Annotated in this window: 17 protein-coding genes and 2 pseudogenes; 9 read left to right on the plus strand and 10 right to left on the minus strand. The window is 70.9% G+C overall.

The window, feature by feature from the left end:
- Positions 1-52 precede the first annotated feature (52 nt).
- Positions 53-1,219: an exonuclease SbcCD subunit D gene (locus OG395_RS41950; protein ID WP_327247585.1), complete on the plus strand. Its 1,167-nt coding sequence runs from the start codon at positions 53-55 to the stop codon at positions 1,217-1,219.
- Entirely contained in the window at positions 1,216-4,302 is a 3,087-nt protein-coding gene (locus OG395_RS41955; protein ID WP_327247586.1) for an SMC family ATPase, read from the plus strand. Before OG395_RS41950 ends, OG395_RS41955 begins: the two co-directional genes overlap by 4 nt.
- Here OG395_RS41955 and OG395_RS41960 read toward each other — a convergent pair.
- Positions 4,292-4,738: an Lrp/AsnC family transcriptional regulator gene (locus OG395_RS41960; RefSeq protein WP_327247587.1), complete on the minus strand. Its 447-nt coding sequence runs from the start codon at positions 4,736-4,738 to the stop codon at positions 4,292-4,294. The two genes, OG395_RS41955 and OG395_RS41960, sit on opposite strands and share 11 nt — an antisense overlap.
- A gap of 88 nt (positions 4,739-4,826) precedes the next feature.
- Between OG395_RS41960 and OG395_RS41965 the strand changes: the two genes are divergently transcribed.
- Entirely contained in the window at positions 4,827-5,321 is a 495-nt protein-coding gene (locus OG395_RS41965) for a rhodanese-like domain-containing protein (RefSeq protein WP_327247588.1), read from the plus strand.
- Between the two features lie 118 nt (positions 5,322-5,439).
- On the opposite strand, the pseudogene OG395_RS41970 reads toward OG395_RS41965, so the two are convergent.
- The 3 genes and pseudogenes from OG395_RS41970 to OG395_RS41980 form a co-directional block, all read right to left on the minus strand.
- A pseudogene (locus tag OG395_RS41970) lies at positions 5,440-6,349 on the minus strand (ATP-grasp domain-containing protein).
- Positions 6,350-6,443: 94 nt separating this feature from the next.
- Complete coding sequence (locus OG395_RS41975; RefSeq protein ID WP_327247589.1) at positions 6,444-8,129, minus strand: DUF885 domain-containing protein; 1,686 nt, start codon at positions 8,127-8,129, stop codon at positions 6,444-6,446.
- A gap of 121 nt (positions 8,130-8,250) precedes the next feature.
- Positions 8,251-8,757: an Lrp/AsnC family transcriptional regulator gene (locus tag OG395_RS41980; RefSeq protein WP_327247590.1), complete on the minus strand. Its 507-nt coding sequence runs from the start codon at positions 8,755-8,757 to the stop codon at positions 8,251-8,253.
- Positions 8,758-8,816: 59 nt separating this feature from the next.
- On the opposite strand from OG395_RS41980, the gene OG395_RS41985 reads away from it, so the two are divergent.
- Positions 8,817-10,028: a trans-sulfuration enzyme family protein gene (locus OG395_RS41985; RefSeq protein ID WP_327247591.1), complete on the plus strand. Its 1,212-nt coding sequence runs from the start codon at positions 8,817-8,819 to the stop codon at positions 10,026-10,028.
- Here OG395_RS41985 and OG395_RS41990 read toward each other — a convergent pair.
- The 3 genes from OG395_RS41990 to OG395_RS42000 form a co-directional block, all read right to left on the minus strand.
- Entirely contained in the window at positions 9,964-11,394 is a 1,431-nt protein-coding gene (locus tag OG395_RS41990; protein WP_327249629.1) for a GNAT family N-acetyltransferase, read from the minus strand. The genes OG395_RS41985 and OG395_RS41990 overlap by 65 nt on opposite strands.
- Before the next feature lie 202 nt (positions 11,395-11,596).
- Positions 11,597-14,296, minus strand: a complete 2,700-nt coding sequence (locus tag OG395_RS41995) for a DUF7824 domain-containing protein (protein WP_327247592.1) — start codon at positions 14,294-14,296, stop codon at positions 11,597-11,599.
- Positions 14,293-15,666 carry an SWIM zinc finger family protein gene (locus tag OG395_RS42000; RefSeq protein WP_327247593.1) on the minus strand — a complete coding sequence of 458 codons (1,374 nt, stop codon included), beginning with the start codon at positions 15,664-15,666 and terminating at the stop codon, positions 14,293-14,295. Before OG395_RS42000 ends, OG395_RS41995 begins: the two co-directional genes overlap by 4 nt.
- Positions 15,667-15,770: 104 nt before the next feature.
- Here OG395_RS42000 and OG395_RS42005 point away from each other — a divergent pair, with 104 nt between their 5' ends.
- Together OG395_RS42005 and OG395_RS42010 are read left to right on the plus strand one after the other, a co-directional pair.
- Complete coding sequence (locus tag OG395_RS42005; protein ID WP_327241440.1) at positions 15,771-16,700, plus strand: transposase family protein; 930 nt, start codon at positions 15,771-15,773, stop codon at positions 16,698-16,700.
- Between the two features lie 282 nt (positions 16,701-16,982).
- Positions 16,983-18,182, plus strand: coding sequence for an IS110 family transposase (locus OG395_RS42010; protein WP_327247594.1), 1,200 nt, complete (start codon positions 16,983-16,985; stop codon positions 18,180-18,182).
- 72 nt (positions 18,183-18,254) lie between these two features.
- On the opposite strand, the gene OG395_RS42015 is transcribed toward OG395_RS42010, so the two are convergent.
- Positions 18,255-19,835 carry an alkaline phosphatase D family protein gene (locus OG395_RS42015; RefSeq protein ID WP_327247595.1) on the minus strand — a complete coding sequence of 527 codons (1,581 nt, stop codon included), beginning with the start codon at positions 19,833-19,835 and terminating at the stop codon, positions 18,255-18,257.
- A gap of 90 nt (positions 19,836-19,925) precedes the next feature.
- Complete coding sequence (gene pdxR / locus OG395_RS42020) at positions 19,926-21,419, minus strand: MocR-like pyridoxine biosynthesis transcription factor PdxR (RefSeq protein ID WP_327247596.1); 1,494 nt, start codon at positions 21,417-21,419, stop codon at positions 19,926-19,928.
- A 47-nt stretch (positions 21,420-21,466) separates the two neighbouring features.
- Here pdxR and OG395_RS58545 point away from each other — a divergent pair.
- Positions 21,467-21,880 (plus strand): annotated as a pseudogene (locus OG395_RS58545) (EamA family transporter); the annotation flags it as partial.
- Between the two features lie 525 nt (positions 21,881-22,405).
- Here OG395_RS58545 and OG395_RS42030 read toward each other — a convergent pair.
- A complete protein-coding gene (locus OG395_RS42030) occupies positions 22,406-23,236 on the minus strand; it encodes an alpha/beta fold hydrolase (protein WP_327247597.1) in 831 nt (276 codons plus the stop codon).
- Between the two features lie 167 nt (positions 23,237-23,403).
- Here OG395_RS42030 and OG395_RS42035 point away from each other — a divergent pair, with 167 nt between their 5' ends.
- On the plus strand, positions 23,404-24,288 hold the full coding sequence (locus tag OG395_RS42035) for an RNA polymerase sigma-70 factor (RefSeq protein WP_327249630.1): 885 nt from the start codon (positions 23,404-23,406) through the stop codon (positions 24,286-24,288).
- A 250-nt stretch (positions 24,289-24,538) separates the two neighbouring features.
- Complete coding sequence (locus OG395_RS42040) at positions 24,539-25,303, plus strand: GntR family transcriptional regulator (RefSeq protein ID WP_327247598.1); 765 nt, start codon at positions 24,539-24,541, stop codon at positions 25,301-25,303.
- The last annotated feature ends 10 nt before the right edge of the window (positions 25,304-25,313 follow it).

The raw sequence follows: 25,313 nt of genomic DNA on the forward strand, positions 1-25,313 counted from the left end.
GGCGCGGACGCTGGGTGCGAAGGAAGAGAAATATGCAGGTCGGAGCCAGGTCTTGAGGATTCTGCACACATCGGACTGGCACCTGGGGCGGTCGTTCCACCGGGTCTCGCTGCTGGAGGCACAGGCCGCCTACCTCGATCATCTGGTGGCGACCGTCCGTGAGCGTGAGGTCGACGCCGTCGTCGTCGCGGGTGATGTCTACGACAGGGCCGTGCCCCCGCTCTCCGCCGTCGAGCTCTTCGACCGGGCCCTGCACCGGCTCGCCGCCGCGGGCGTGCCCACGGTGATGATCTCCGGGAACCACGACTCGGCCCGCAGGCTCGGCGTCGGCGCAGGACTGATCGGACGGGCCGGTATCCATCTGCGTACCGACCCGGCGGAGTGCGCCACCCCCGTCGTCCTGCACGACGAGCACGGCAATGTGGCGTTCTACGGGCTGCCCTACCTGGAACCGGCCCTCGTCAAGGACGTGTTGAAGGCTGAGCGGGCCGGACACGAAGCGGTGTTGACCGCGGCCATGGACCGGGTCCGCGCCGACGTCGCCACCCGGCCGGAATCCACTCGCTCCGTGGTCCTCGCCCACGCCTTCGTCGCGGGCGGCGAACCCAGCGACAGCGAGCGCGACATCACCATCGGCGGTGTGGCCGCCGTACCCGCCAGCGTCTTCGACGGCGTCGACTACACGGCGCTCGGCCATCTGCACGGCTCCCAGGCCGTCACCGACCGGGTGCGCTACTCCGGCTCACCTCTCGCGTACTCCTTCTCCGAGGTCGCCCACCGCAAGACCATGTGGCTGATCGACCTCGGGGCCACCGGAACGATCACCGCCGAGCGGATCGACTGCCCTGTGCCCCGTCCGCTCGCGCGCCTCCGCGGCCGCCTGGACACCCTGCTCGAAGACCCCGCGGTGGCCCGGCACGAGGAGGCGTGGGTGGAGGCGACCCTCACGGACCCGGTCCGTCCGGACGAGCCGATGGCCCGCCTCCTGGACAGGTTTCCGCACACCCTGAGCCTCGTCTTCGAACCCGAGCGGGCCCCCGAGGACCCGCTCGCCTCATACGCACAGCGCCTCAGGGGGCGCGACGACCAGCAGATCGCGGAGGACTTCGTGGCGCATGTCCGGGGCGGGAACGGGGCGGACGAGCAGGAGCGCACGGTGCTGCGCGGCGCCTTCGACCACGTACGGGTGGACGACGGCGTGCGCGAGGTGAACCGTTGAGACTCCACCGGCTCACCCTCACCGCCTTCGGCCCGTTCGGCGCCACCCAGGAAGTCGACTTCGACGCCCTCTCCGCCGCTGGACTCTTTCTGCTGCACGGACCCACCGGTGCGGGGAAGACCTCCGTCCTCGACGCCGTCTGCTACGGGCTGTACGGCGCGGTGCCCGGCGCCCGCCAGAGCCCCGGCACCTCACTGCGCAGCGATCACGCCCCGGCCGGCCTCCCCACCGAGGTCCGGCTGGAACTGACCGTCGGCGGACGGCACCTGGAGATCACCCGGCGCCCGGCCCAGCCCCGCCCCAAGAAGAAGGGCGAGGGCTTCACCACCGAGAAGGCGCAGAGCTGGCTGCGCGAGTACGACCCCGAGCACGGCTGGCGGGCGCTCAGCCGCTCGCACCAGGAGATCGGCGAGGAGATCACCCAGCTCGTCGGGATGAGCCGGGACCAGTTCTGCCAGGTGGTGCTGCTTCCGCAGGGCGACTTCGCACGCTTCCTGCGCGCCGATGCCGAAGCCCGCGGCAAACTGCTCGGCAGACTCTTCGACACCCGCCGCTTCGCGGCCGTCGAGGAACGGCTGACCGAACTGCGCCGTACCACCGAGACGCAGGTCAAGGCCGGGGACGAGCAGATCCTCGGGATCGCCCAGCGGATCGCCCAGGCCGCCGGACCTGCTGCCGGTGAACTGCCCCTGCCGGACGCCCGGCCCGGCGATCCGGGACTCGCGGACGGCGTACTGGAGTGGGCCGCAGCGGCCCGCAGCAACGCCCGGGAACGGCTCGACATCGCCGAGTCCGTACTCTCCGCCGCCGAGAGCGGGCAGGCCTTCGCCCGCCGCGAACTCGACACCGCACGCGAACTCGCCAGACTCCAGCAGCGGTACGAGGAGACGCGCCGCCGCGCCCGCGAGCTCGAAGCCCGCCGCCCCGAGCGGGACCGGCAGCGCGAGCGGCTCGAACGAGCGCGCAAGGCCGAACTCGTCGCCCCCGCACTGGAGTTGCGCGACGACGCCGAGCGCGCCTATCGGACTGCCCGAGCGGCTCATGAGCGCGTCCGCGCCCAGCTGCCCGACACCCTTGTCGACGCGGGTGCCGAGCAGTTGGCAACCCTGGAGCGCAGGCTCCGGCAGGAGCTCGGCGGTCTCGACGCCGCGCGTCGTGCCGAGCGGCGCAGCGCGGAGATCGACACCGAGCGAGCCGAACTGGAACGCCAGGCCCGCGCCGACGACGAACTGATCCAGGAAGCGGAAGGCTGGCTGGCGGGCTGGGAGTCCACCCGCCACGAGCTCCGGGAACGCATCGAGACGGCACAGGAGTCCGCGACCCGCGCCGAACACCTTGCGGGGCGGCTGGAGCCGGCCCGCCGCCGCCTGGACGCGGCCCGTCGCCGCGACGCGCTCGCGGCCGAGGCGACGGATGCGGCCGACCGGCTGGCCGCGGCCCGCGAACGCGCCCTGGGTGCACACGAAAGGTGGCTTGAGCTGCGCGAGCAGCGGCTGCGTGACATCGCCGCCGAGCTCGCGGCGGAACTCGTCGACGGCGAGGCGTGCAAGGTCTGCGGGTCGGGCGACCATCCGGAGCCCGCGCGGGCAGCCGACGGGCATGTCGACCGGGCGGCCGAGGAGACGGCTCTCGCCGTGTACCGGCGGGCCGAACAGGCGCGTACGGAGGCGGATCGGGAGCTCGGAGTCGTACGGGAGAAGCACGCGGCGGAACGTGCCGCGGCGCTGCCCGTGGTGGGGACCACTGCCGACGATGCCTCTGACCGCGGAGCCGCCGGGACTGCCGATGACGGGCCCGATGCTGCTGAACCCGCCGTTGTGGAACTTGAGGCGCTGGTCGCCGAGTTGGCTGCCGAGCACGCCCATGCGCACCGTACCGCCGCCGGAATGCACGCCGCGCGCGAGGCCCTCGCGGTCGCCGAACGGGAGCAGACCGAGAGGCTCGAAGCGCGGCAGCAGGCCGAGCGCCGCTCCGCCGCCCGGACCTCGCGGCGGGAAGGGATCGATCGGGAACAGGCCGGACTGGAAGCCGAGTTGACGGCCGCTCGCGGCGAATCCGGCAGTGTCGCCGCGCACGCTGCCCTGTTGGAGCGCCGGGTGGCTCTGCTCGCCGACGCCGCCGAGGCGGTGCGCGCCGAGGAGCTCGCGGCGCGGCGCAGCAAGGAGGCCGACGGCCGGCTCGCGGACGCCGCGTTCCGGGCCGGCTTCGACACCCCTGAGGCTGCCGCTGCGACCCTGCTCACGGACGTCGAGCACCGCGACATCCAGCACCGGATCGATGGCTGGCAGGCCGAGGCCGCAGCCGTCGCCGAACGGCTCGCCGAGCCCGAGACCTGCGCCGCCGCCGAGCACCCGGAGGCCGACCCCGACGCCGCTCAGGCTGCGTACGACGCGGCCGAGGCACGGCTGCGGAACGCCGCCGCCACGCTCGCCGCCGCCCGGGAGCGATGCGCCGAACTCGGCCGGCTGTCCCGCCGCGCGGGGCAGGACGTGCGCGCACTGGGACCGCTGCGCGACGAGTACGACCGGGTGGCCCGACTGGCCGGGCTCACCGCAGGCACCTCCGCGGACAACGAACGCAAGATGCGGCTGGAGTCGTACGTTCTTGCCGCCCGGCTCGAACAGGTCGCCGCCGCCGCCACCGCACGCCTGCAGCGGATGTCGTCGGGCCGCTACACGCTCGTCCACTCCGACGCCCGCACCGGAGGCCGCCGGTCCGGCCTCGGGCTGCATGTCGTCGACTCCTGGACCGGCCGTGAGCGCGACACGGCGACGCTCTCGGGCGGCGAGACGTTCTTCGCCTCCCTGGCTCTGGCGCTCGGTCTCGCCGACGTCGTCACCGACGAGGCGGGAGGGGTCCGGCTGGACACACTCTTCATCGACGAGGGGTTCGGCAGCCTCGACGAGCAGACCCTGGACGAGGTCCTCGACGTACTGGACTCGCTGCGCGAGCGGGACCGCAGCGTCGGCATCGTCAGCCACGTCGGCGATCTGCGCCGCCGGATCCCGGCCCAGCTCGAAGTGGTCAAGGAGCGGCACGGATCGGCGGTGTTCCACCGCGCGGCCGGCGGGGTCAGCGGCTGATCGGTCGCCGGGGGAGGGGCGAGGAGTAGACGACGCTGGTGGTGACGGAACCGAGCGTGCCGATCTTCCCCGTGACCTCCTCCAGGTGGCTCATCGAGCGAGCGGTCACCTTGAGGACGAAGCAGTCGTCGCCGGTGACATGGTGGGCTTCCACGATCTCGGGCGTCGCGTCGAGAAGATCGTGGAACGGCTTGTAGTTGCCGTTCGGATAGCGCAGCCGTACGAGGGCGAGAATCGGCAGTCCGAGCGCCTCCGGGTCCACCACGGCGGCGTACCCACTGATGATTCCCGCCTCCTCGAGGCGGCGCACCCGCTCCGTCACTGCGCTCGGGGACATCGCGACGGCGCGGGCCAGTTCGGCGAAGGTCGCCCGTCCCTCGCGCTGCAGGACATCAAGGATGCGCCAGTCGGTGGTGTCCGGGGAATAGTCGGTCATATCTCGTAGACAACAGGGAAATCCCCGGCGGATCAAGACGTGTGCCGGGGATCTCATCTTCCGGCAAAGGATCACTGGTCGTAGATTTTTGGTCATGACCTCACAGCTCACCGCCTCCGCAGCCAACCCCGTTCTCCGCGTTCCGCCGGCCGCACCGGCCGCGGCCGCCGCGTACTTCGGCGCCTCGCTCGCCTTCCACGCCGACGTCTCCGATGTCGCCGCCGCTCTCGCGGCCGACGGTGACCCCGGCTTCGTCGTCCTCGACTCCCGGTCCACCGCCTCCTGGGACCAGGGGCACGTCCCCGGTGCGATTCACCTGCCCACCGCGCTCATCGCCGAGCAGGCCCGGGATCTCCTCGACCCGGCCGTCCCCGTGGTCACGTACTGCTGGGGCCCCGGCTGCAACGGCGCCACCCGCGCCGCGCTGGCACTCGCCGAACTCGGCTACCAGGTCAAGGAGATGCTCGGCGGTTTCGAGTACTGGGCGCGTGAAGGCTTCGAGTTCGAGACCTGGGAGGGACGCGAGCGGCGCACCGCTGACGCGCTCACCGCGCCGGTCGACTCCGACGACTGCGGCTGCTGAACGGCGAACGCGGCGGGTCCGTCATGCCCGTGTGGCGCGTCGGAAACCCGTCTGACAAACCGGGCGGATCCCGCAGGCGGGCCGACCACCGGGCAGGACATCGACGTCGAGCGCGGCTTCAGGCGCTGCGACCGGGACCCTCCCCGATCAGGGCGGTGAACAGAGGCACGGCGTCGGCCCCCGCGGGCAGGCCGCTGACCTGGCCGTCACCGACCTCCACCACTCGCCACACCCCGTCGTCGCGCAGCGCGAGATCGGTCGTGACCCAGTGGCAGCCGAGCTGTTTCACCGCGGCGCGTACGGGGTCGAGTGCGGGCGACGGCAACCGGTCCGGGGTGTCCGGGTGGGCGGTGACCAGCACCGGCTCGCCGTCCACCCACCACACCCGAGCCTCGCCGCCCGGTACGAACGGCTCGTACGCGCGCAGCACCAGACCCCCGGCGAGCGAGTCCCCCCTGCAGCTCGCAGAACCGTCCGGCGACCGAGACGAGGTGTGTCCGGTCCGTCAACTCCGGCACATAGCAGGCCTCATACCACTCGTGCTTGCGGGACTTCACGAAGTCTTTCACGATCCCGGGCCCCACGCCGAGTGGTTCCGCCAACGCCGCCAAGGCCACCGGCGCCGTGAGCGCCGCCGGCGCCTCGTCGCCGGAGGCGCTGCCGTTCACCGCCACGGGACGCCACACGCTGCGCGGTGTCAGCCCCGCGAACACCTCGTACCAGCCCGGCAGTTCATGCGCGCGGCGGTACGCGGAAGCATCCGTCATCAGCGAGCAACCACGGGCGGTGAGCGCCCGCTCCAGCTCCTCGTACCGGCTCGCCGGAATCATCCAGCCCCGATACCAGTACGGTCCGGAGTCGCGCTCCACCCGGGCGAGTGCAGCCCCGACGTCCCCGGTGAGCAGGGCGTCATGGTCCAGCAGCGCGACCCGGCCGCCGCACTCCCGTACCGCTTCGGCTTCCCCGGCGAACTGTGCGTCGGGGCGCGTGGAACGCAGCGGGTCGGAGCAGAACAGGAACCTTGTCATGATCGTTGCGCCGCCCTCTTCCGGCGGAGGGGAAGCGGTCGGGCCCACCGTACCGAACCGGGCCCGACCGCCTTCGTGTCGAAAACCGTCCGGATCAGAGCTTCGACAGCTCGTCGACCAAATCGTCCAGACCCAGCGGCCCCTGCGACAGCGCGGCCATGTGCCAGGCCTTCGCGTCGAACGCGTCGCCGTGTGCCTTGCGGGCGTTCTCCCGGCCCAGCAGCCAGGCACGCTCGCCCAGCTTGTAACCGATGGCCTGCCCCGGCATGGACAGGTAGCGGGTCAGCTCGCTCTCCACGAAGTCCGCCGGGCGGCCGCTGTGGTTGCCGAAGAACTCCTGCGCCAGCTCGGGTGTCCACCGCTCACCGGGGTGGAAGGGGGAGTCCGCCGGGATCTCCATCTCCGCGTGCATGCCGATGTCCACGATCACCCGGCAGGCACGCATCATCTGCGCGTCCAGGTAGCCGAGACGGCGCTCCGCGTCGGGCAGGAAGCCCAGCTCGTCCATGAGCCGCTCCGCGTACAGCGCCCAGCCCTCGGCATTGGCGCTGACGATGCCGATCGATGCCTGGTAGCGGGAGAGACTGTCGGCGACATGGGCCCACTGGGCGATCTGCAGGTGGTGGCCCGGGACGCCCTCGTGGTACCAGGTGGAGACCAGGTCGTACACCGGGAAGCGGGTCTCGCCCATGGTGGGCAGCCAGGTGCGGCCGGGGCGCGAGAAGTCCTCGGACGGACCCGTGTAGTACGGGGCCGCGGCGCCGCCGGGCGGTGCGATCCGGGACTCCACCTTCCGTACCCGCTCGGCGAGTTCGAAGTGTGTGCCGTCGAGGGCTTCGATCGCCTCGTCCATCAGGCCCTGCAGCCAGGCCTGGACCTCGTCGACACCCTCGATGTGCGTGCCGTGTACATCGAGATGGGCCAGCGCCTCCCAGGGACCGGCCCCGGGCAGCACCTTCTCGGCCTCGGCCTTCATCTCGCCGAGCAGCCGGTGATACTCGGACCAGCCGTACGCGTATGCCTCGTCGAGATCCAGATCGGTACCGTTGAAGTATCGCGACCAGCGGGCGTACCGCTCGCGGCCCACCGTGTCGGGCGCACCCTCGACCGCGGGGGCGTACACATCGCGCATCCAGTCGCGCAGCGCCTGCGTGGCCTCCGTGGCCTGCCGGGCGGCGTCGTCCAGATCCGCGCGCAGCGAGTCCGGGCCCGCGGAGACGAAGCCCTGGTAAAACCCGGTTCCGTCCTGCCCGACCCACTCGGTCAGCTGGTCGATGAAGGTGGCGGTGGCGCGCGGACCGCCGTACAGCTTCCGCTCCAGGCCGAGCGCGAGCGAGGCGCGGTACCCCTCCAGGGCTCCGGGAACCGCGAGCAGCCGCTCCACGATCGCCGCCCAGTCCTCATCGGTCTCGGTCGGCGTCACCGTCAGCACCTCACGGACGCTGTGCGCCGGCGAGTGCAGGTTGGAGACGGCTCGCAGGCTCTCATCGGCCTCATGGACAGCGATCTCCGCGGTCAGCCGCTCCCTCAGCAGGCGGCCACAGCGGCGCTCTGCGTCGCTGTCCGCGCCCGGGAGCTGCTCGGCGGCGTCGAGCTCCACCAAGGTGGCGCGGGCAAGCTCGGCAAGGGCTTCCTGCCCGGCGGGGGAGAAGTCGGGAAGACGGCGGGAGCTTTCCGCTACACCGAGGTAGGTGCCTGAGATCGGGTCGAGTTCGATGAATGCGTCGACGTAGGCGTCGGCGACCTGGCGGGGCAGCGCGCTGTTCGAAGTGTCTGACATGCGGACATCTTCGTATGGTTGGGGGGCCCGCGTCACTATCGATAGACCTCAAGGACCTGACACAGTTCATTCCGGTTCGACGCGGTGGACGCGGAGCACCGACCGCGGTGGCCGCAACCGGTCATGAGGATTCTGTGGTTCTTCCGGGCGCCGTGGAGGCCGGCGGCAACAGCGGCCCGCACTCCCATTGCTGGAATATCAGCCGCGTCTCCACCCGAGCCACTTCGCGCCGCGAGGTGAACTCGTCGAGCACCAGCCGCTGCAGATCCGCGGTGTCGGCAACGGCCACGTGGACCAGATAGTCGTCGGGGCCGGTCAGATGGAAGAGCGCGCGGGACTCCGGCAGCGCCCTGATCCGCTCGACGAACGGGCCGATGAGCTCCCTGCGGTGCGGGCGGACCTGCACCGAGAGCAGCGCCTCCAGACCACGGCCGATCCTGGCCGGGTCGAGATGCAGCCGGTGGCCGAGAATCACGCCTGAGCGGCGCAGTCGGGCCACCCGGTCCAGACAGGTCGACGGTGCGACCCCGACCTCGGCGGCGAGCTCGCGGTACGTGGTCCGGGCATCGTTCTGCAGCAGCCGCAGAATGTGCAGGTCCACCGGGTCCAGAACGACAGAATCGGCCATTCGCCGAACGTAGCACGGTGTTTCGACGGTACGGCCCGGTACCTGTTCAGAGTGGTGTCATGGACACCGAAGCCTCGATGCGGCCCTCGACGACACCCCGGTCCAGGGCGCTGGCCACCGAAGCCGTGCACGCCGGACGCGACGACCTCGCTGCACTCGGCCTGCACGCCCCGCCGATCGATCTGTCCACCACCTACCCCTCGTACGACTCCAGGGGAGAAGCGGAACGGATCGACACCTTCGCCACCACCGGCGCCAGGCTCGACGGGCCGCCCGTCTACGCCCGGCTCGACAACCCGACCACGGCCCGGTTCGAAACGGCTCTGGCCCGGCTCGAAGGGACCGAGAGCGCTGTGTCGTTCGCCAGCGGCATGGCGGCGCTCACCGCGGTTCTCCTGGCCCGCGCGAGCATGGGACTGCGCCATGTGATCGCTGTCCGCCCGCTGTACGGCTGCAGCGACCATCTTCTCGGTGCCGGCCTGCTGGGCACCGAAGTCACCTGGACCGATCCGGCGGGCATCGCGGAGGCGATCCGGCCGGACACCGGTCTGATCGTGGTCGAGACACCGGCCAACCCGACGCTCGCCGAGGTCGACATCCGGGCGCTCGCGCACTCGTGCGGGTCGGTTCCGCTGCTCGTCGACAACACCTTTGCCACCCCGGTCCTCCAGCGGCCCGTCGAGCACGGCGCGCGGATCGTTCTGCACAGCGCCACCAAGTACCTGGGCGGGCACGGTGACGTGATGGGCGGCGTCGTCGCCTGCGACGAGGAGTTCGCGGCTCGGCTGCGACAGGTGCGCTTCGCCACCGGCGGGGTACTGCATCCGATGGCCGGATATCTGCTGCTGCGGGGTCTGTCCACCCTGCCGGTACGGGTACGTGCCGCTTCCGCGAGCGCCGCTGAACTGTCCCGCCGGCTGGCCGCCGACCCGCGCATCGCCAGGGTCCACTACCCGGCGGTGGGTGGCGCGATGGTCTCCTTCGAGGTGTACGGGGATCCGCACCGGGTGATCTCCGCCGTACGGCTCATCACTCCCGCGGTGAGTCTCGGCAGTGTGGACACCCTGATCCAGCATCCGGCCTCCATCAGCCACCGCATTGTGGATGAGGGAGACCGGCAGGCTTCCGGTGTCGGGGACCGGCTGCTGCGTATGTCGGTCGGCCTGGAGGACGTCGAGGACCTGTGGGCCGATCTCTGTCAGGCGCTCAGCGACCCGCCTGCTCGTACGGCGGCCGGGAGCGTACCGGAGTCGCGTCCAGCCGGGCGGTGATGACGAGCGTGCCCTCCTCGATCTGGTAGTCGAGGGGAAGTTCGAGGGTTCGCATGGCGGCGACCATGCCGGTGTTGGACGCCTGGGTGACGGCGTAGACGCTGTCGCAGCCGGCCTCGACGGCGAGCGTCACCAGGCGGCCGAGGAGCTCCGAGCCGATTCCCCGGCGCTGCCAGTCGTCCTCGACGAGGAGGGCCACCTCGGTCTCGTCACCGTCCCAGAGGAGGTGTCCCAGGGCGACCAGGCGGCCGGAGGCCGTCTGGACGGCCAGGGTGCGGCCGAACCTGGGGCTCAGCAGGTGGTCCAGGTAGCGGTCGGCGTCGCGGACCGGACCGTGGTAGCGCAGCCGCAGTGTCTGCTCGGAGCAGCGGTCGTGCATGGCGCGGGCGGCGGCCAGGTCGCTCCGGTCCGCGCGGCGGACGGTGATCTCGTTGCCCTCGGGGAGCGTGAGCACGTGCTCGCTGCGTGGGACGCGGGGGCCGAGCCGGGCGTCGAGCTCCACCAGTGCGCGGGCCCGGGCGAACTCGGTCGGGGTGAACGGCAGATAGGGCCGCTCGATGGTGATCGCACCGCCGGACGGGTCTCGCAGTCGCATCACCGTCTCCTCGAGCGTCCCTTCGATCGGTGCGCTCTCCCCGGTCGCACGGCCGGTGATCGAGACGGCAGGCAGCGAGTGGATGGTGCAGCGACCGAGCAACTGGCGTAGCGCGAGCGGGAGTTCAGCGGTGTCCAGGGCGGTGCGGGTGGCGAGTCCCAGAATCCGCGTCGGGGCGTCCACCAGGTCGTGCGCGTCGGCCCGCTCGATCCAGGTGGAGCTGCCGCCCGCGGCGGAGATCGCCCGGCTCAGCTGCCGGACCTGGAGCGAGGCAGGGGCGCGCAGTAGGAACTCGTCGACCGTGCCCTGCGCCAGCGGATGCGTCTGCAGAGTGAGGATGTCGATCTGGTGCTGGGCGAGCGTGATGCAGAGCGCGGCGAGACTGCCGGGGGCGTCCCGGACCGTGGTGCGCATCCGCCACAGCACCGTGTCCTCGTCGGACGGGGCCGGACCGACGGCGGGCGTGGTCATGGGTGCGGCGGCAGTGGTGGCCGCCGCGTTGTCCGTGACCGTGTGGTGGGACAGGCCCACGCTGTGGTCGCCGGCGGTCGGCGGCGGGGCGTGACTGTGCCGCCGTGCCCACCAGGTGTGGAACGCGGCCGTCGCGACGAGGGCCAGGGCCGAGGCGATCAGCAGATACGGTCCGTCGGGCTGGTGCCCGATCATGTTGGCGATCGCGTCGGCCACCGCGACGGCGGTGAACAGGGCGGCCAGCTCGATCAGGTCCCGCCGCCAGTGGTGCGGGCGGCGGGCGCTCTTCGCGGATGTCACATCAGTCATGAGCTCACTGTGACGGAGCGGTGTTGCCTGATCGCGAACGCCTTGTGACTGATGGGTTAAGTGTGGATCTAGTCCCCTATCGCCCGTTTTTGCTGATTACTGGCGTGGATGATTGCGGCCGCTGCGGAGTATGCGGCGGGCCTGGGCGCTCCGAAGGCGGGGCGGGACGGGCCGCGGTGGGGCATGACCGTCGTTACGGCACGATGTCGTCGGCCGTTGTCTCCGACCCCTTTTCCCAGGCTGCCTGCAGCCGTGCCGCATGACGTACCAGCTGCGACGACCCGCCGCGCGCGGCCAGAGCTGTCAGCCCGGGTATCGGCTCGGCCGCCACCGCACCGCAGCGTTCCGCACATTCGGCGGCCACGGACAGTAGATCGCTCAGCCCGCGCGGGGCCTGCTCGTACGCCAGCAGCGGGGGCAGCGCGGCGGTCAGCACGGTGAGCACCGTCCGGTATGCGCCGGTGGCGGCAGCCGTACGGGCGGACTCCGCCACGCGGTTGGGTTTCACCAGCGTGCGGTCGACGAGAATCGCCAACTCCCGGCCGAGTAGCGCCGCGTCCAGCCTGTCCTGGGCCGCGAGCACCAGCAGGGCGTCGACCGCCGACAACCTGTCCTCCGGATGGCGGGCGCCCAGCCCGTACGCCATGGCCAGATGGATGGCCGCGGCGGCCGGGCCGCCGAGCCCGGCGAGCCGGGGCAGCGGCCAGGCCGCACCCCGTAGCTCCTCGGTCGCGCAGGTGGCGACGGCGGGCAGCATCCAGGCGGCCATCGTCTCGCCGTCCTCGGGCAGGGTGGCGAGCCAGGAGCCGGGCTCCTCGCCCCAGTGGTAGCACCGGTGACCGTCCGGGAAGTGCGGGCGGCCCAGCCAGTGGAAGGAACGCGGGAACTCCTGCTGGATGACCCGATTTTCCTCAGTGGCCAACAGGACGCGTCGCCTCCCGGTAGCCGATCGCTGCAACCAGTTGCGCGACGGCGGCTGTTCGTTCTCCAGATGGTGCTGCTGCACAGGTGCGACCGGTTCGTCCGCGTGGAGCCAGGCAGCCAGCCGGTCACCCTGCGCGGTGCCGAGCAGGGTGGCCGCCTCCGCCGCCTCCGCTGCCTCGCGCCGACCGCTGCGCCGCACGCGCAGCAGCGCCTGGGCGAAATCGGCTTCCCCGGGTTCGACCCCGAGCTGCTCATACGTACGCAGCCGCTCGACCAGCACCGCCGGGTCCAGCGAGCCGGTGTGCCATGTCGGAGCGGCCAGCAGGAACGGCGACCTGCCGATCAGTACCGAGTAAGCGGCCTCCCACAGCCGCGCCCGGAGGATTCCGTCGAGCGCGGCATGGACACAGGTGCCGGTTCCGGTCCAGCCGGCACGCCCGTCGTGAACGGCTCGCACCGAGACCCGTTCGAGCAGTACGGCCACGACGAGTTCGATGCCCGTGTCCAGGCTGAGCTTCCGCTCGACGTGGGACGATGCGTCGTCCAGCCACCACCGATCCGCCAGCGCGTCGCGCAGCGCGTCCGCCAGCGCCGAACGGTCCGTGTGGGCATGGCGGACCAGTCCGTCCAGAGCCCGCTCGAAGGCGGCCGGCTCGCGTGATCCGGATCGGACCAGCGCCACCACCTCCTCGACGAGCTCGGCGGTCGTCTCCGGCGCAGGTTCGAGCCGACGCGGAGAAGGAACCGGCGGCAGTATCTCCTCGTACGGCTCGGCCGGTGGCCGGGCGTCCAGCAGATCCCCGAACACCTCCGCCGCCGCTGCCCGGTGCACCGGCCCCAACAGCTCCGCGGACATGGCGAGTTCCTCGCGCAAGGGATCGCCGACAGGGGGTGCGTACCGCGCCGCCAGCTTCAGCGCCCGCTCCTGGACGCCGATGTCCTCGTGACCGAATGCCTCGGCGACGACCGGCAGCAGTTCTTCGGCCGCCGACGCGTCGCGGCGCAGTGCCTTGCCGAGCAGCACGAGCTGGGCCCGGACCAGCTTCTTCTCCGTCCGGAACAGCACCGAACCCGAGACGTCCGCCAGCTCCCGCACGGACAGGCCACCGCGCTCGTCCAGCCGGGCCAGCACATCCTGCGCATGGCCCGCGACGGTCGAGATGCCGTCCGCAGCCATCCCGATCCAGTCGGCGACCCGCTCGGCCTCCTCCTGCTCCGTCAGCGCGAGCCGGCGCAGCACGGTCAGGAAGAACCGCAGATCGCCGGGCTTTCCGCCACGGAGCAACCGGGTCACGCAGCAGTTGACGAGCACGGACCGCTCCAGTAGCCCCTCATCCACCGAAGTGGCCAGTGCCGAGGGCCAGTTGTCCACGGATTCGGGTTCCTGATCGCCGTACCAGATGACCTGCGGGGGCAGCTCCGTCGTCTCGAAGAGCCGTGGCACCATCACCGCGAGATGCGGATCCGCACGCAGGATGTCGATCAGCGGCGGCGCGCCCTTCCGCCGCCACTGCAGGGTGGAGACCCTCTCCGCCCAGCCAACGACGAAACCCTCCGTGGTGGGCACGGAGCACTGTGCCCTTTTCACCAGTTCGGAGACGAACTCGTAGTCGATCCGGGTGGCGGTGGGCCGCGCGGCCAGCCGGTGGGCGAGGTCGCCGAGCCAGGCAGGATCACGGTCCGCGAGCACGTCGAGGACCAACGGGTACGGGGAGCGGGTCCAGTCACGCAACTCCCGGCCACCGATCCAGGTGGCGCAGCCGGCGGCTCCGGAGTGACAGCCCGCTCCGGCGATCAGCAGGGCCTTCTGGATCCTGTCCCGTTCGCGCCATTCCCAGCTCCGCGACTCCTTGCGCATCGTCTTCAACTCCGCCAGCGCAGATCGGCGTTCCGCCCGGTCCAGCGGCAGGAGAAGTGCGGGGACGTCTTCCTTGCGTCCCTCACGTACCGCGGTGAGCAGCTCCTTCATCGCACACCCCCGGCAACCGGTGCGCCCCGACGGACCATCCGGACGGCCAGAGCATGTTTGCAGGGACCCCGCCGCCCCCGGTAGTCCGCCCACCACTGGCAGGTACAGCTCAGCACTCCGTCCTTCTCCCTCACCTGGTAGCGGCGGTCCCCCGAGGCGACGGCAGCCGGCTCCCCGTCCAGCGCGACCGCACCCGAGCCGGCCAGCTGACGGGCGGCGACCAGACGCGGATTGTGCCGCTCGGCCCGGTCGGCGTCGTACGGCAGCTCGCGGTGGAAGTACGCCGCGTCCGCGAGGTCGTACCCCACCCGGCCCGCTGTGCCCAGCCGGGTGAGGGCGGCCCGTACCCGCTCCACCGGCAGCCCCGACTGCTCGGAGAGGTCCGCCGGTTCGATCCGCGGCTCCCAGGCGAGCAGCACGGACACCAGCTCGGCGTCGGCCGCGGCATCGTCGGTGGCCAGCGCGTCGAGCACGCCACCCTCACCGGAGAAGCCGCGCGAGGCGTCGGGCGACAGCGTCAGCGTGAGACGCATTCCCGGCAGTACCACCTCCCAGGCGCTCGCGGCCGCGGAGCCGTCGGCCACCGGCCCGTACACCCGCAACGCCGTCGCGTGACGCAGCACCCGCTGGAGCGTCACCAGCCGCTCGGGCCCGGGCAGGCACACTGCGCCGGCCACCGGCCTCGTGGTCGGCCGCAGGGTCCTCCCGGTGGGGACGACCCACTGAGCGCCGCGCGACGCGTTTCCCGACGAGCGCGGCAGCGCGCGCAGGAACCGGACCGCCTCCGGCGCGGACAGCTCCGCCCGCAGATCGAAACCGGCGGAGACCACCTGCGCCTCGGCGAACCCGCGCAGCCAACGGTCGGGCAGCGGCACCTTCTTCTCGACGACCGGACCGTCCAGCGTGGTGACCGCCATCTCCTCCGGACCGACCCGGAGATGCAGCGGATCGTCTCCCGCTATCCGCGAAAGCGCCTCCCGCAGGGGGTTGTTGACATCCACATTCGTTGTGCCATGCCCTGTCTGCGCGCCGCCCAGACCGTCCTGCAGCACATCGAGGCGCGCATACACCCCGCAGCAGCCGGAGAACGACTCGAAGCGCAGCCGGTCGCCGTTTCCCGTCACCACCGGGTCGAGGGAGGAGAGCAGGGTCCGCTGGTAGTAGCGCGCGGACGCCACGTCCGCCACGGCCAGCAGCCCGCGGGCGGCGACCCGCGGCGAGGCAAGAAAGCCGGCGAAGAACCGGGGATGGGGCTCTGCACCCCGCGGCGTCAGACCGCCCGCGGTCTCCAGGCCGAGCAACTGTCCGGCCTGGGAGGACTCGAGAACGGAAGGGCGGGAGTAGGCCAGGGCCTGTACGGATCGGGTCATGCAAAAACCGTAGAACCCACCACTGACATTGATACTCGTAACGGCGTGGTGTACGACAGCGGTTTCGGCTGGTCGGGAACGTGAGGAGAGCCGTACGGGTTGGGATGGTTGTGAAGCGATCCTTGGCCCGTACGGCTCTCTCGCATCGTATCTGCACGGGCATCTCGAGGCGTCGACTCGGGGCGCTCATCGCCGAGTTGGCCAGCCCGTGGATGGCGCGGGAAGAGTCCCGGCTGGGCGAACGCCGAGGCCATGAGCGTCTGCGCGCCGAAGGTGGCGGACCCAGCCATCAACTGGTCTTCACCGACCGGGTGATCGCGACCCTGGTGATCCTGCGGTTCCAGCTTCCGCACGCCGCCCTCGCCGTCTTCTACGGCGTGGACCGCTCCACCGTCACGCGGGCCGTCCATGAGATCCGTCCGCTCCTGGCGGCGCGGGGCTTCGCGGTCCCCGGCGAGGCGGGACTGCGTCTGCACACGCTGGCCGATGTCTTCGCCTACGCCACCGCGAAGGGTGTTGAGCTGCGCCTGGACGGCACCGAGGTTCGGGTCCGGCGTCCGAAGGCGCGCCGCCCCGGCCGGCGTGCGTTCGTGTCCGGCAAGATGCGGCAGAACACCAAGAAGGCCACCGTCATCACCGACGGACAGGGCCGCACTCTGTGGACCGGCGCGGTCCGGCCGGGCCGTATGCATGATCAGACGGCGGTCAAGACCGAGGGGATCGAGGCCCTCTTCGAGCAGTACCCGCAGGTCAAGGCCAAGGTGGATGCCGGATACCGGGGCCTGGCCAAACGGTTTCCCGGCCAGGTCCAGGCGCCGCCGAAGAAGCCCGCCAAGGACGCGTCGGCCGCGGAGGTGACCGTCTGGGAGGAGGCCCGCAAGAAGCAATCCTCGGAGCGGATATGCGTCGAGCACGCCAACGCCGAGCACAAGCAGTGGAGGCCCCTCCAGCGGTACCTCGGCCGCCGTGAGTACTACACCGAGACCCATCTGGCCATCGCCGGCCTCGTCTCCGACCGCACCGCAGAGCGGTAATCACCCATCAGCCAACCCGCCAGGCCAACACGCCCCAACCTCAGTCGCGCACGACACCGTAAGTGGGTTCCGGTGGTCGTGGCTCCACCACTGACTGACGCCCTGCTGGGCTGTCCTCCGGTTGTTCTGTCCGGCTGCCGGGACCCGTTCTTCATGGCTCCGGCCAGGTGGAACATGACCTGATAGGAGCTTGGTCAGAAGCCCCCTCAATGTCCTGTCTGCCCCACCCGGCCGGGCGCCACCTCCGGCTAGGAAGGCACCTTCAGCATGACAGCAGCGGGCATGACGGACACAGCGCACGAGACCGTGTACGGAGGAGTCGACTCCCACAAGGACACGATCCACGTGGCGGTCGTCACCGACCAAGGTGGCCACGTCACCGACGCCGAGTTCCCGACCACGACCGCCGGCTTCGCCGCGGCGATCGCGTTCCTCAACGCACACGGCACCGTGACCGCCGTCGGAGTGGAGGGAACCTCCTCCTACGGCCTCGGATTCACCCGTGCCGCCCGCCACGCGGGCCTGGCAGTGGTGGAGGTCAACCGGCCCGACAAGGCCGAACGCCGCCGGATCGGCAAGTCCGATCCGATCGACGCCTACGCGGCCGCCCGCGCCGCCCTGTCCGGACGGGCGGCAGCCGCGCCGAAGGATGACACCGTCAGCGGCATACGCGCCCTCCACAACGCAGCCCGGTCCGCGATCAAGGCCCGCACCGCCACCCTGAACCAGATCGGCCACATCCTCATCACCGCCCCGGACGGCATCCGCGCCAAGTACCGTGCCCTGCACGGCAAGACGCAGATCAACGCCCTCGCCCGCCTGCGTCCCACCGGCGACCAGCTGCATGTCGCCGTCCTGACCGCACTGAAGAGCCTCGCCCAGCGCGTCCAGGCCCTCACCACCGAGCACGACGCACTCACCGCGGCACTGGACGCCGCCGTCACCGAGCAGAATCCGGGCCTGCGCGCCGCCTACGGCGTCGGCCCCGACACCGCCGCCCAGCTCCTTGTCACAGCCGGCGGAAACCCTGAACGCCTGCGCACCGAGGCATCCTTCGCAGCCCTGTGCGGCGCCGCCCCCGTACCCGCCTCCAGCGGCAAAACCAACCGCCACCGTCTCTCCCGGGGCGGCGACCGCGCCGCCAACGCCGCTCTCTACCGGATAGCCCTCGTACGGATGGCCAGCGATGGCCGCACCCGCGACTACGTGACCAGGCAGACCGAAGCCGGACGGACCAAGAAAGAGATCATCCGACTCCTCAAACGCGCGATCGCCCGGGAAGTCTTCCGCTGCCTCACCACAGCGGTGGCCGTCCCCGCCATCGCCGACCTGCGACCCGCGCGCCAGGCCAAGAAAATCACCCTCACCGCCGCCGCCCACCACTTCAACGTCTGGCCCGCAGTCATCTCCTGCATCGAACGCGGCACCCGCCGTGACGACACCCTCGCCAACGCCTACCGCGACTGGCTAACCGCCGCTTGACAGCCAATAGGAGCATCAATCGGCCCGGACGGCCGTCCGGGGCCTCGGCCGACGTCGGTTACGGGCGTCCGCTCACTGTCCGACACGTCCTGGCTGCAGCACCGTGGTGAACAGCACCGAACCGCCTTGCGCCCGCAGCCGCACCGTCAACTCACCGCTGTCCCCGTCGATGTCGACCTCGCCGAAGAACTGCGGCGACTCCATCGGCGACACGTTCGCCCGGTCGGGCGCCCGCAGGAATACCTGGCCGGGGCCGAAGGTGTTGTCGAGTGCGTTGGCGGGGAATCCTCCGGCGGCCAACGGACCCGAAACGAACTCCCAGAACGGTGCGAAGTCCTTGAACGCCGCGCGCTCGGGGGCGTAGTGCTGGGCCGATGTGTAGTGCACGTCGGCGGTCAGCCAGACCGTGCCGGTGATCCGGCGGTGCTTGATGAATCGCAGCAGCTCAGCGATCTGCAGCTCACGGCCGAGCGGGGCACCGGGGTCGCCCTGCGCCACCGCCTCGAAGTTCGTCGCACCGTCCGTGACGACCAGTCCCAGTGGCATGTCTGCGGCGATCACCTTCCACACCGCGCGGGACCGCGACAGTTCGTGCTTGAGCCAGCGGAGCTGCTCGGCGCCGAGGATGCCCGTGGCGTCGTCGGGCTGCCGTCCGGGGGAGTTGGCGTTCCGGAACGACCGCATGTCGAGGACGAACACATCGAGCAGCGGCCCGTGGCGCACCACCCGGTGCACCCGGCCGTCGCCGGACGATGCGTGCAGCGTGGACACCGGGAAGTACTCGCGGAATGCCTGCATCGAGCGCGCTGCCAGCACATTCACGTTCTTCTCGGTGTATCGGGCGTCGTCCAGGATCTGCCCGGGGTACCAGTTGTTGCGAACCTCGTGGTCGTCCCACTGGATGATCGACGGCACCTGCGCGTTGAACTTCATCAGGTTGTCGTCAAGGAGGTTGTAGCGGAAGTTCCCGCGGTACTCGGCGAGCGTCTCGGCGACCTTCGCCTTCTCCTCGGTGGTGATGTTCCGCCAGACCCTGCCGTCGGGCAGCGTCACGCTCGGCTCGATCACACCGTCCGCGTAGATGTTGTCGCCGCTGCAGAGGAAGAAGTCCGGGTCGAGGCGGCGCATCTCGTCATAGACCAGGTACCCGCCGATGTCCGGGTTGATGCCCCAGCCCTGTCCCGCGATGTCGCCGGACCACAGGAAGCGCACCCCGTCCCGGCGCCGGGCAGGCGCGGTACGGAACGTTCCGTACACCGGCTCACCGGTCCGGCGCGGATCGTCCGGGTCCGCGAGCGTCACCCGGTAGTGCACCTGCTCGCCCGCCGGAAGCCCGTACAGCGGCGTGGTCCCGGTGAAGTCCGTACCCGGACCGACGAGCGGCCCGTACCAGGTACGGGCCCGCCGGAACGACTCCGTCGCCGACGTCTCCACGATCATCCGGGCCGGCCGGTCCGCACGCACCCACACCAGGGCGGAGGACGCCGTGACATCACCCACCTGAACGCCCCAGCCCGCGCGCGGACGGCCGGACAGGGCGAAGGCGGGGGCAGCCGCTCCCGCCAGGGGAAGGGTGAGCGCGGCCGAAGCGGCGAGCGAACCGCGCAGCACGGTGCGGCGGTCGGGCGAAGGGATGCGCGGACGGTACGACATCGAGGTGCCTCCGGGGGCAGCGGGACAGAGGTACGGGTGGCCGGTCGACCGGCCCCACCTTTGTGCCCGTCGGCGGCGGGCACACCAACCTCAGATGAACACCCGGCCCCGGCTCCCGTCGATGTCCCGTCCCCGCGTGTCCCGTTGGGCCTGCGCCAGCAGCCGTACGCCGCGCGCGATGTCCACGGGCGCCAGATGCGCATAACCGAGAACCAGGTTCACCGTACGGTCCGCGCGGCGCGTGGTGGCGCAGTCACTGAGCGGCCGCAGCGCAATGCCGCGACCGGCAGCGCGCTGAAGGAAATCCGGCTCGGGACCGTACTGTTCGGGCAGGTTGGCGATGATATGAAGACCGGCGGCGATCCCGCTGACCTCGGTGCCGGGGAAGTGTTCCGCCAGCGCCGAGGTCAGAGCGTCGCGCCGCTCGCGGTAGGCGCGCTGGCAGCGGCGCAGCTGCCGGTCGTACCCGCCCCGGGTGACGAAGTCGGCCAGCACCGCCTGGTCGACGGCCGGATTGCCCAGATCCATCGTGCGTTTACGGGCCACGATGTCGTCCGTCATCGTCGCCGGTGCGAGCAGCCAGCCCAGCCGCAGCCCCGGTGCCAGCGACTTGCTCACCGAGCCGGTGTACGCGACATGCTCAGGGTCCAGACCCTGCAGCGCACCGACCGGCGCCCGGTCGTAGCGGAAGTCACCGTCGTAGTCGTCCTCGACGATCAGCCCGTCCGTGGTTCGCGCCCAGTCGAGCAGTGCGCGGCGACGCGTGGCGGAGTAGGCGATTCCGGTGGGGAACTGGTGCGCGGGCGTGGTCACCACGGCGCGCACGCCGGAGTGCGTGAGCGACGCGGGCGCCAGACCTTCCTCGTCCAGCGGCAGCGGGACGGTTGTCAGCCCCGTCGAAGCGAACAGAGAGGCATGTTCCGGGCTTCCGGGATCCTCGACGCCGACGGTCCGCAAGCCGCGCCCGTACAGAACAAACCCGAGCAGCGTCGTCGCCTGGGCCACGCCGGAGCACACCACCAGGCGCTCCGGATCGGCGACCACGCCGCGTCGCCTGGCCAGCAGCGAGGCCAGGGCCTCCCGCAGCTCGGGCAGTCCGCGCGGATCGGGGTAGCCGAGCGAGCTGTGCGGCAGCCGGCCCAGCACCGCGCGATGGGCGGTGGCCCATGCGCTGCGCGGAAACAGCGAGAGATCCGGCGTACCGGGCCGGAAGTCCACCGAGGAACCAGGGGCGCGCGGAGCGAGATCGCGCGCCTCGCGCACAGCGCCGCGGACGGCACCGCTCACCCAGGTGCCCGCGCCCCGACCGCTGCGCACATAACCCTCCGCGGTGAGCTGCTCGTACGCCTCGGTCACCAGACCGCGCGACACCCGCAGATCCGCGGCCAGTTCGCGGCTGGACGGCAGCCGGGTCCCCGGAACCAGGCGCCCGGAGCGGATCGCCTCGCGCAGCGCCTCCTGAAGCGCACGCCCGCGCCCCCGGGCCGGGGCGGCCGCGGCCGGAATCAGTAACTCCCAGGCAGCGGATACGGACGTATTCCGCTGCGTACCACCCCACGGCGGATTGGTCCCCGAAGACGTCATGAAAGTGGACCTTAAACCGGACCGCCCCGCTGCCTAGCGTCGGCTCCATGAACGTGACTTCCGTGCGCGGGGCGCTGCTCGCGGCCTTCGCCTGCGTCCTGGTGGGCGCCTCCTTCACCGCCAACAGTGTTCTCGGCGACTATCCGTACGCGGGCGGTCAGGCGCTGCGCTACAGCCTTGCCGCGCTGTTGCTCCTGCCGCTCCTCCGCGGCGGGGTGCGCTCCGGCCTCGCTCCCCTCCGCACACTCACCCGCCGCCGGTGGACCCGGCTCGCGCTGCTCGCAGCCGTCGGCATGGTCGGCTTCAACCTGGCGGTCCTGGCCGCCGAACGGTCTGCGGAACCCGCTGTTCCGGGCGTGTTCGTCGGCTGCGCCCCGATCCTTGTCGCCGTCCTCGTCCCGCTGCTGGACGGCCGTCGTCCGACCCGCACCGTCCTGTGCGCGGCCGCGCTGGTCGCCGCCGGGGCCTTCACGGTCCAGGGCTGGGGCCGGACCGACGTGGCGGGCTTCCTGTGCTCGGTCGGCGCGCTCGCGGGCGAGGTCGGCTTCGCCGTCCTGGCCGTCCCGGTGCTGCGCCCGCTCGGGCCGAAACTGCTGTCGGCCGTTGTCTGCGCCATCGCTGCCGCCGAGTCGGCACTGCTCGGTGTCCTGCTCGACGGCAGCGGATTTCTGCGGATGCCCACACCCGCGGAGACGGCGGCGCTCCTGTGGCAGGCCGCCGTGGTCACGGTCGTCGGGTTCGTCTGCTGGTACATGGGCATGCAGCGCATCGGCGCCGAACGCGCCACGCTCTTCTCCGGGCTGATCCCGGTCTCAGCGGCACTCACCGCGCCGCTCGTCGGCACCGGAGCGTACGGGATCGCGCAGGCCGGCGGGAGTCTGCTGGTGGGTTGCGGAGTGGCCCTCGGTTCAGGTGTCCTGCGGCGCAGCAGGCCGAAGGGTTCCGCCGGTTCGAGGGCCGGTGCCGACTCCGCGACCGGTACCCGTTCAGCGACTGGTGTCGTGGATGACGCGCGCCACGAGCGCGGGATCGTCGTTCATCGGCACATGACCGCAGCCGGGCAGACGTACCAGCCTGGCACCGGGAATGGCGTGCTTGGCCCTGACCCCCTGCCGGCGCAGCAGCAGCCGGTCGCGGCTGCCCCAGGCGATGGTCACGGGCAGCCCCGGCACATCCTTGGTGAAGGCGACATTGCGTCTGACCGCGAGAGTCTCGTGGAAACCGGTCGCCTCGCGCAGGGCGACAGTCTCCGAGACGACGGCCTCGGGTGAACGGCGCCCGGGCCTCGCGTAGATGGTGCTCGTCAGTGCCGCACGCCCGGCGGCGCTGCGCGAGAGCCGTTCGATCAATGGCATCGGCAGAGCCAGTGCTCCCTGCCGCATAGCCCGCAGAGTGCCGAAGGCGTAGATCCGCTCGCTCTCCGTCCAGAAGCCGGCGGGCGACAGCGCCGTCACCGACCGTACGAGCTTCTCGCGTCCCAGCTCCAGGGCCAGCAGTCCACCGAGCGAATTTCCTGCGACATGAGGCCGGTCCAGGCCGAGCGCCTCACAGAAGGAGCCGAGCACCGGGACCACGCTCGCCAGGTCGTACGGAACGCCGTCCGGGAGCGCCGCGGAGACACCGAAACCGGGCAGATCAAGGGCTATGACATCCCGCTCCGGTGCCAGCACCGGCAGCACCGGATCCCAGGCCTGACGATGGTGGCCGATGCCGTGGAGCAGCAACAACAGCTCGCCGGAACCGGTGCGTTCGTACGCCACGGACACGGTCCGCGGTCCTCCGGGTGAGTCGACGGTGAACGAGACCGAGGTGGCCATGCTGTTGCTCCCGGGGGGTGTCCGGCACGAACGCGCCTTGCTGAAGCAGCTCTGTGCAAAGGGATTTAGACGTCCCGTCAATAACAATTACCGTTCAGTAGCCCACAGTTCAAGGGGTCGGATGATTTGTGCTGGACACGGCCCGCGGCGTCGGCTGGGATGGGACGGTGACAGCCGACACCGTTACCGACGTCTTCGAAGAACACCGCCCCGTACTCACCGGGGTCGCCTACCGCATGCTCGGCCGGATCGCCGACGCCGAAGACGTGGTGCAGGAGGCGTGGCTGCGCTGGTCGGCCGCGCCACGCGACGACGTACGGGAGCCGCGTGCGTTTCTCGTGCGGACCACCACCCGTCTCGCCATCGACCGGCTGCGACAGCTGCAGATCCGTCGCGAGGCCTACGTCGGACCATGGCTGCCCGAACCGCTTGTCACCGACTTCGGCCCTGCCGTGCCCGACACTGCCGAGCAGGCCGTGCTCGCAGACTCCGTTTCCGTCGCCGTTCTGGTCGTGCTCGAATCCCTCTCCCCGTTGGAGCGCGCCGTCTTCGTCCTGCGCGAGGCCTTCGGCTTCCCGTACGGAGAGATCGCCACGACGCTCGACAGGACCGAGGCCGCGGTGCGCCAGCTCGCCGGGCGTGCGCGGCGGCACGTGGAGGAGCGCAAGCCGCGTTACGACGTCGACCCGGCCCAGCGCCGTGACCTCACCGAACGGTTTCTCGCCGCGGCGGCGGGCGGCGACATCGAGGAGCTGCTGATGCTCCTCGCCCCCGATGTGCGTCTGGTCGGCGACAGCGGCGGAAAGTCCAAGGCGCCGCTGCGGATCATCGAGAGCCAGGACAAGGTCGGTCGCTTCCTCCTGGCCGTCGCACAGGATCAGCCGGCCGGCTTCGAGATCCGGGTCATGGAGCTCAACGGTGGCCCCGCCCTGGTGGCGCTTTCCGGTGGAAAGCCTGATTCCGTCTTCCAGGTCGATGTAAGGGACGGTGTCATCCAATGTGTATATATCGTCCGCAACCCTGACAAGCTTGCCAACCTGGCCGTCGAATAGCCGCCCGTCAGGCGCCCTGCCTGGCCGAAGCCCCACGGACCCTCCGGACGTGGGGCTTTGTGCTGCGCGCGCCGCACGGCACCACGAACGTCCTGTGAACGCTCTGCGACAGGGACTCGATTCGCAGCGTGACGGAACGAGGATTGGTCTTGACCAAGGTGGTGTGCCGTCCTATGGTCTCAACGTTAAGACAGGAACCTTTAATAAATAACGTCGCGGAAAAAGACGCTGGGTGATTGCGGAGGACAGGGTGGGGACCACGCAGCTGGAATCGGTGCAGGAGCCGAAGTACTGGCACCTCAAGACCGTCCTCAGTGAGGCACTCGACTCGGACTTTGCGGTGGGAGAGATCCTGCCCAACGAGCGCGAGCTCGCAGCCAGGTTCGGCGTCGCCCGGGCAACGCTCCGACAGGCTCTGGAGCAGCTCGAACTCGAAGGCAGGCTGCAGCGCCGCCGCGGCGTCGGGACCACTGTCGCCCCGCCGCGCGTGGGCGTCGCCGTCTCGACCGCGCAGCGCGACTGGACGGGCGGCGCCGACGAGGCCTGGCAGCCGATCGGCTGCACGACCGCGACGGCGCCCGCCCCGGTCCTCGCCATGCTCGACGTGGAGAGCGACGAGCCGGTGCACATCGTTCGCCGGATCCGGGTCACTCAGGGGCAGCCGGTCGCCGCGGAATTGCTGTACGTGCCGTCGGCGTCCGTGCCCGAACTGTCCGCGATCGAGAGCTCGTCGGGTGCCGCCCGCGCCCGCAGCGTCCTGCGGGAACTGCACCGTCTCGGCCTCGACGGCCAGGACCGCTCAGTGGAGCTCGGCTCCGCGCGAGCGGACGACGCCAAGGAACTCGACCGGCTCCCCGGCGCACCGGTCCTCGTCGTCACCACCCGTTACCTTGCGGCAGGCGGCACGGCTGCGGTCTCCGTCGCCACCTATCGGGCCGACACGTGCCGACTCACCTTCGGTGACTCCGGCGATCTGGAGATCAGCCACCCGGGCCAGGAGCGCCACGCGTCCTGAGCCCGGCCGG

The sequence above is a fragment of the Streptomyces sp. NBC_01320 genome, from assembly GCF_035974375.1.
Classification (GTDB): domain Bacteria; phylum Actinomycetota; class Actinomycetes; order Streptomycetales; family Streptomycetaceae; genus Streptomyces; species Streptomyces yanii.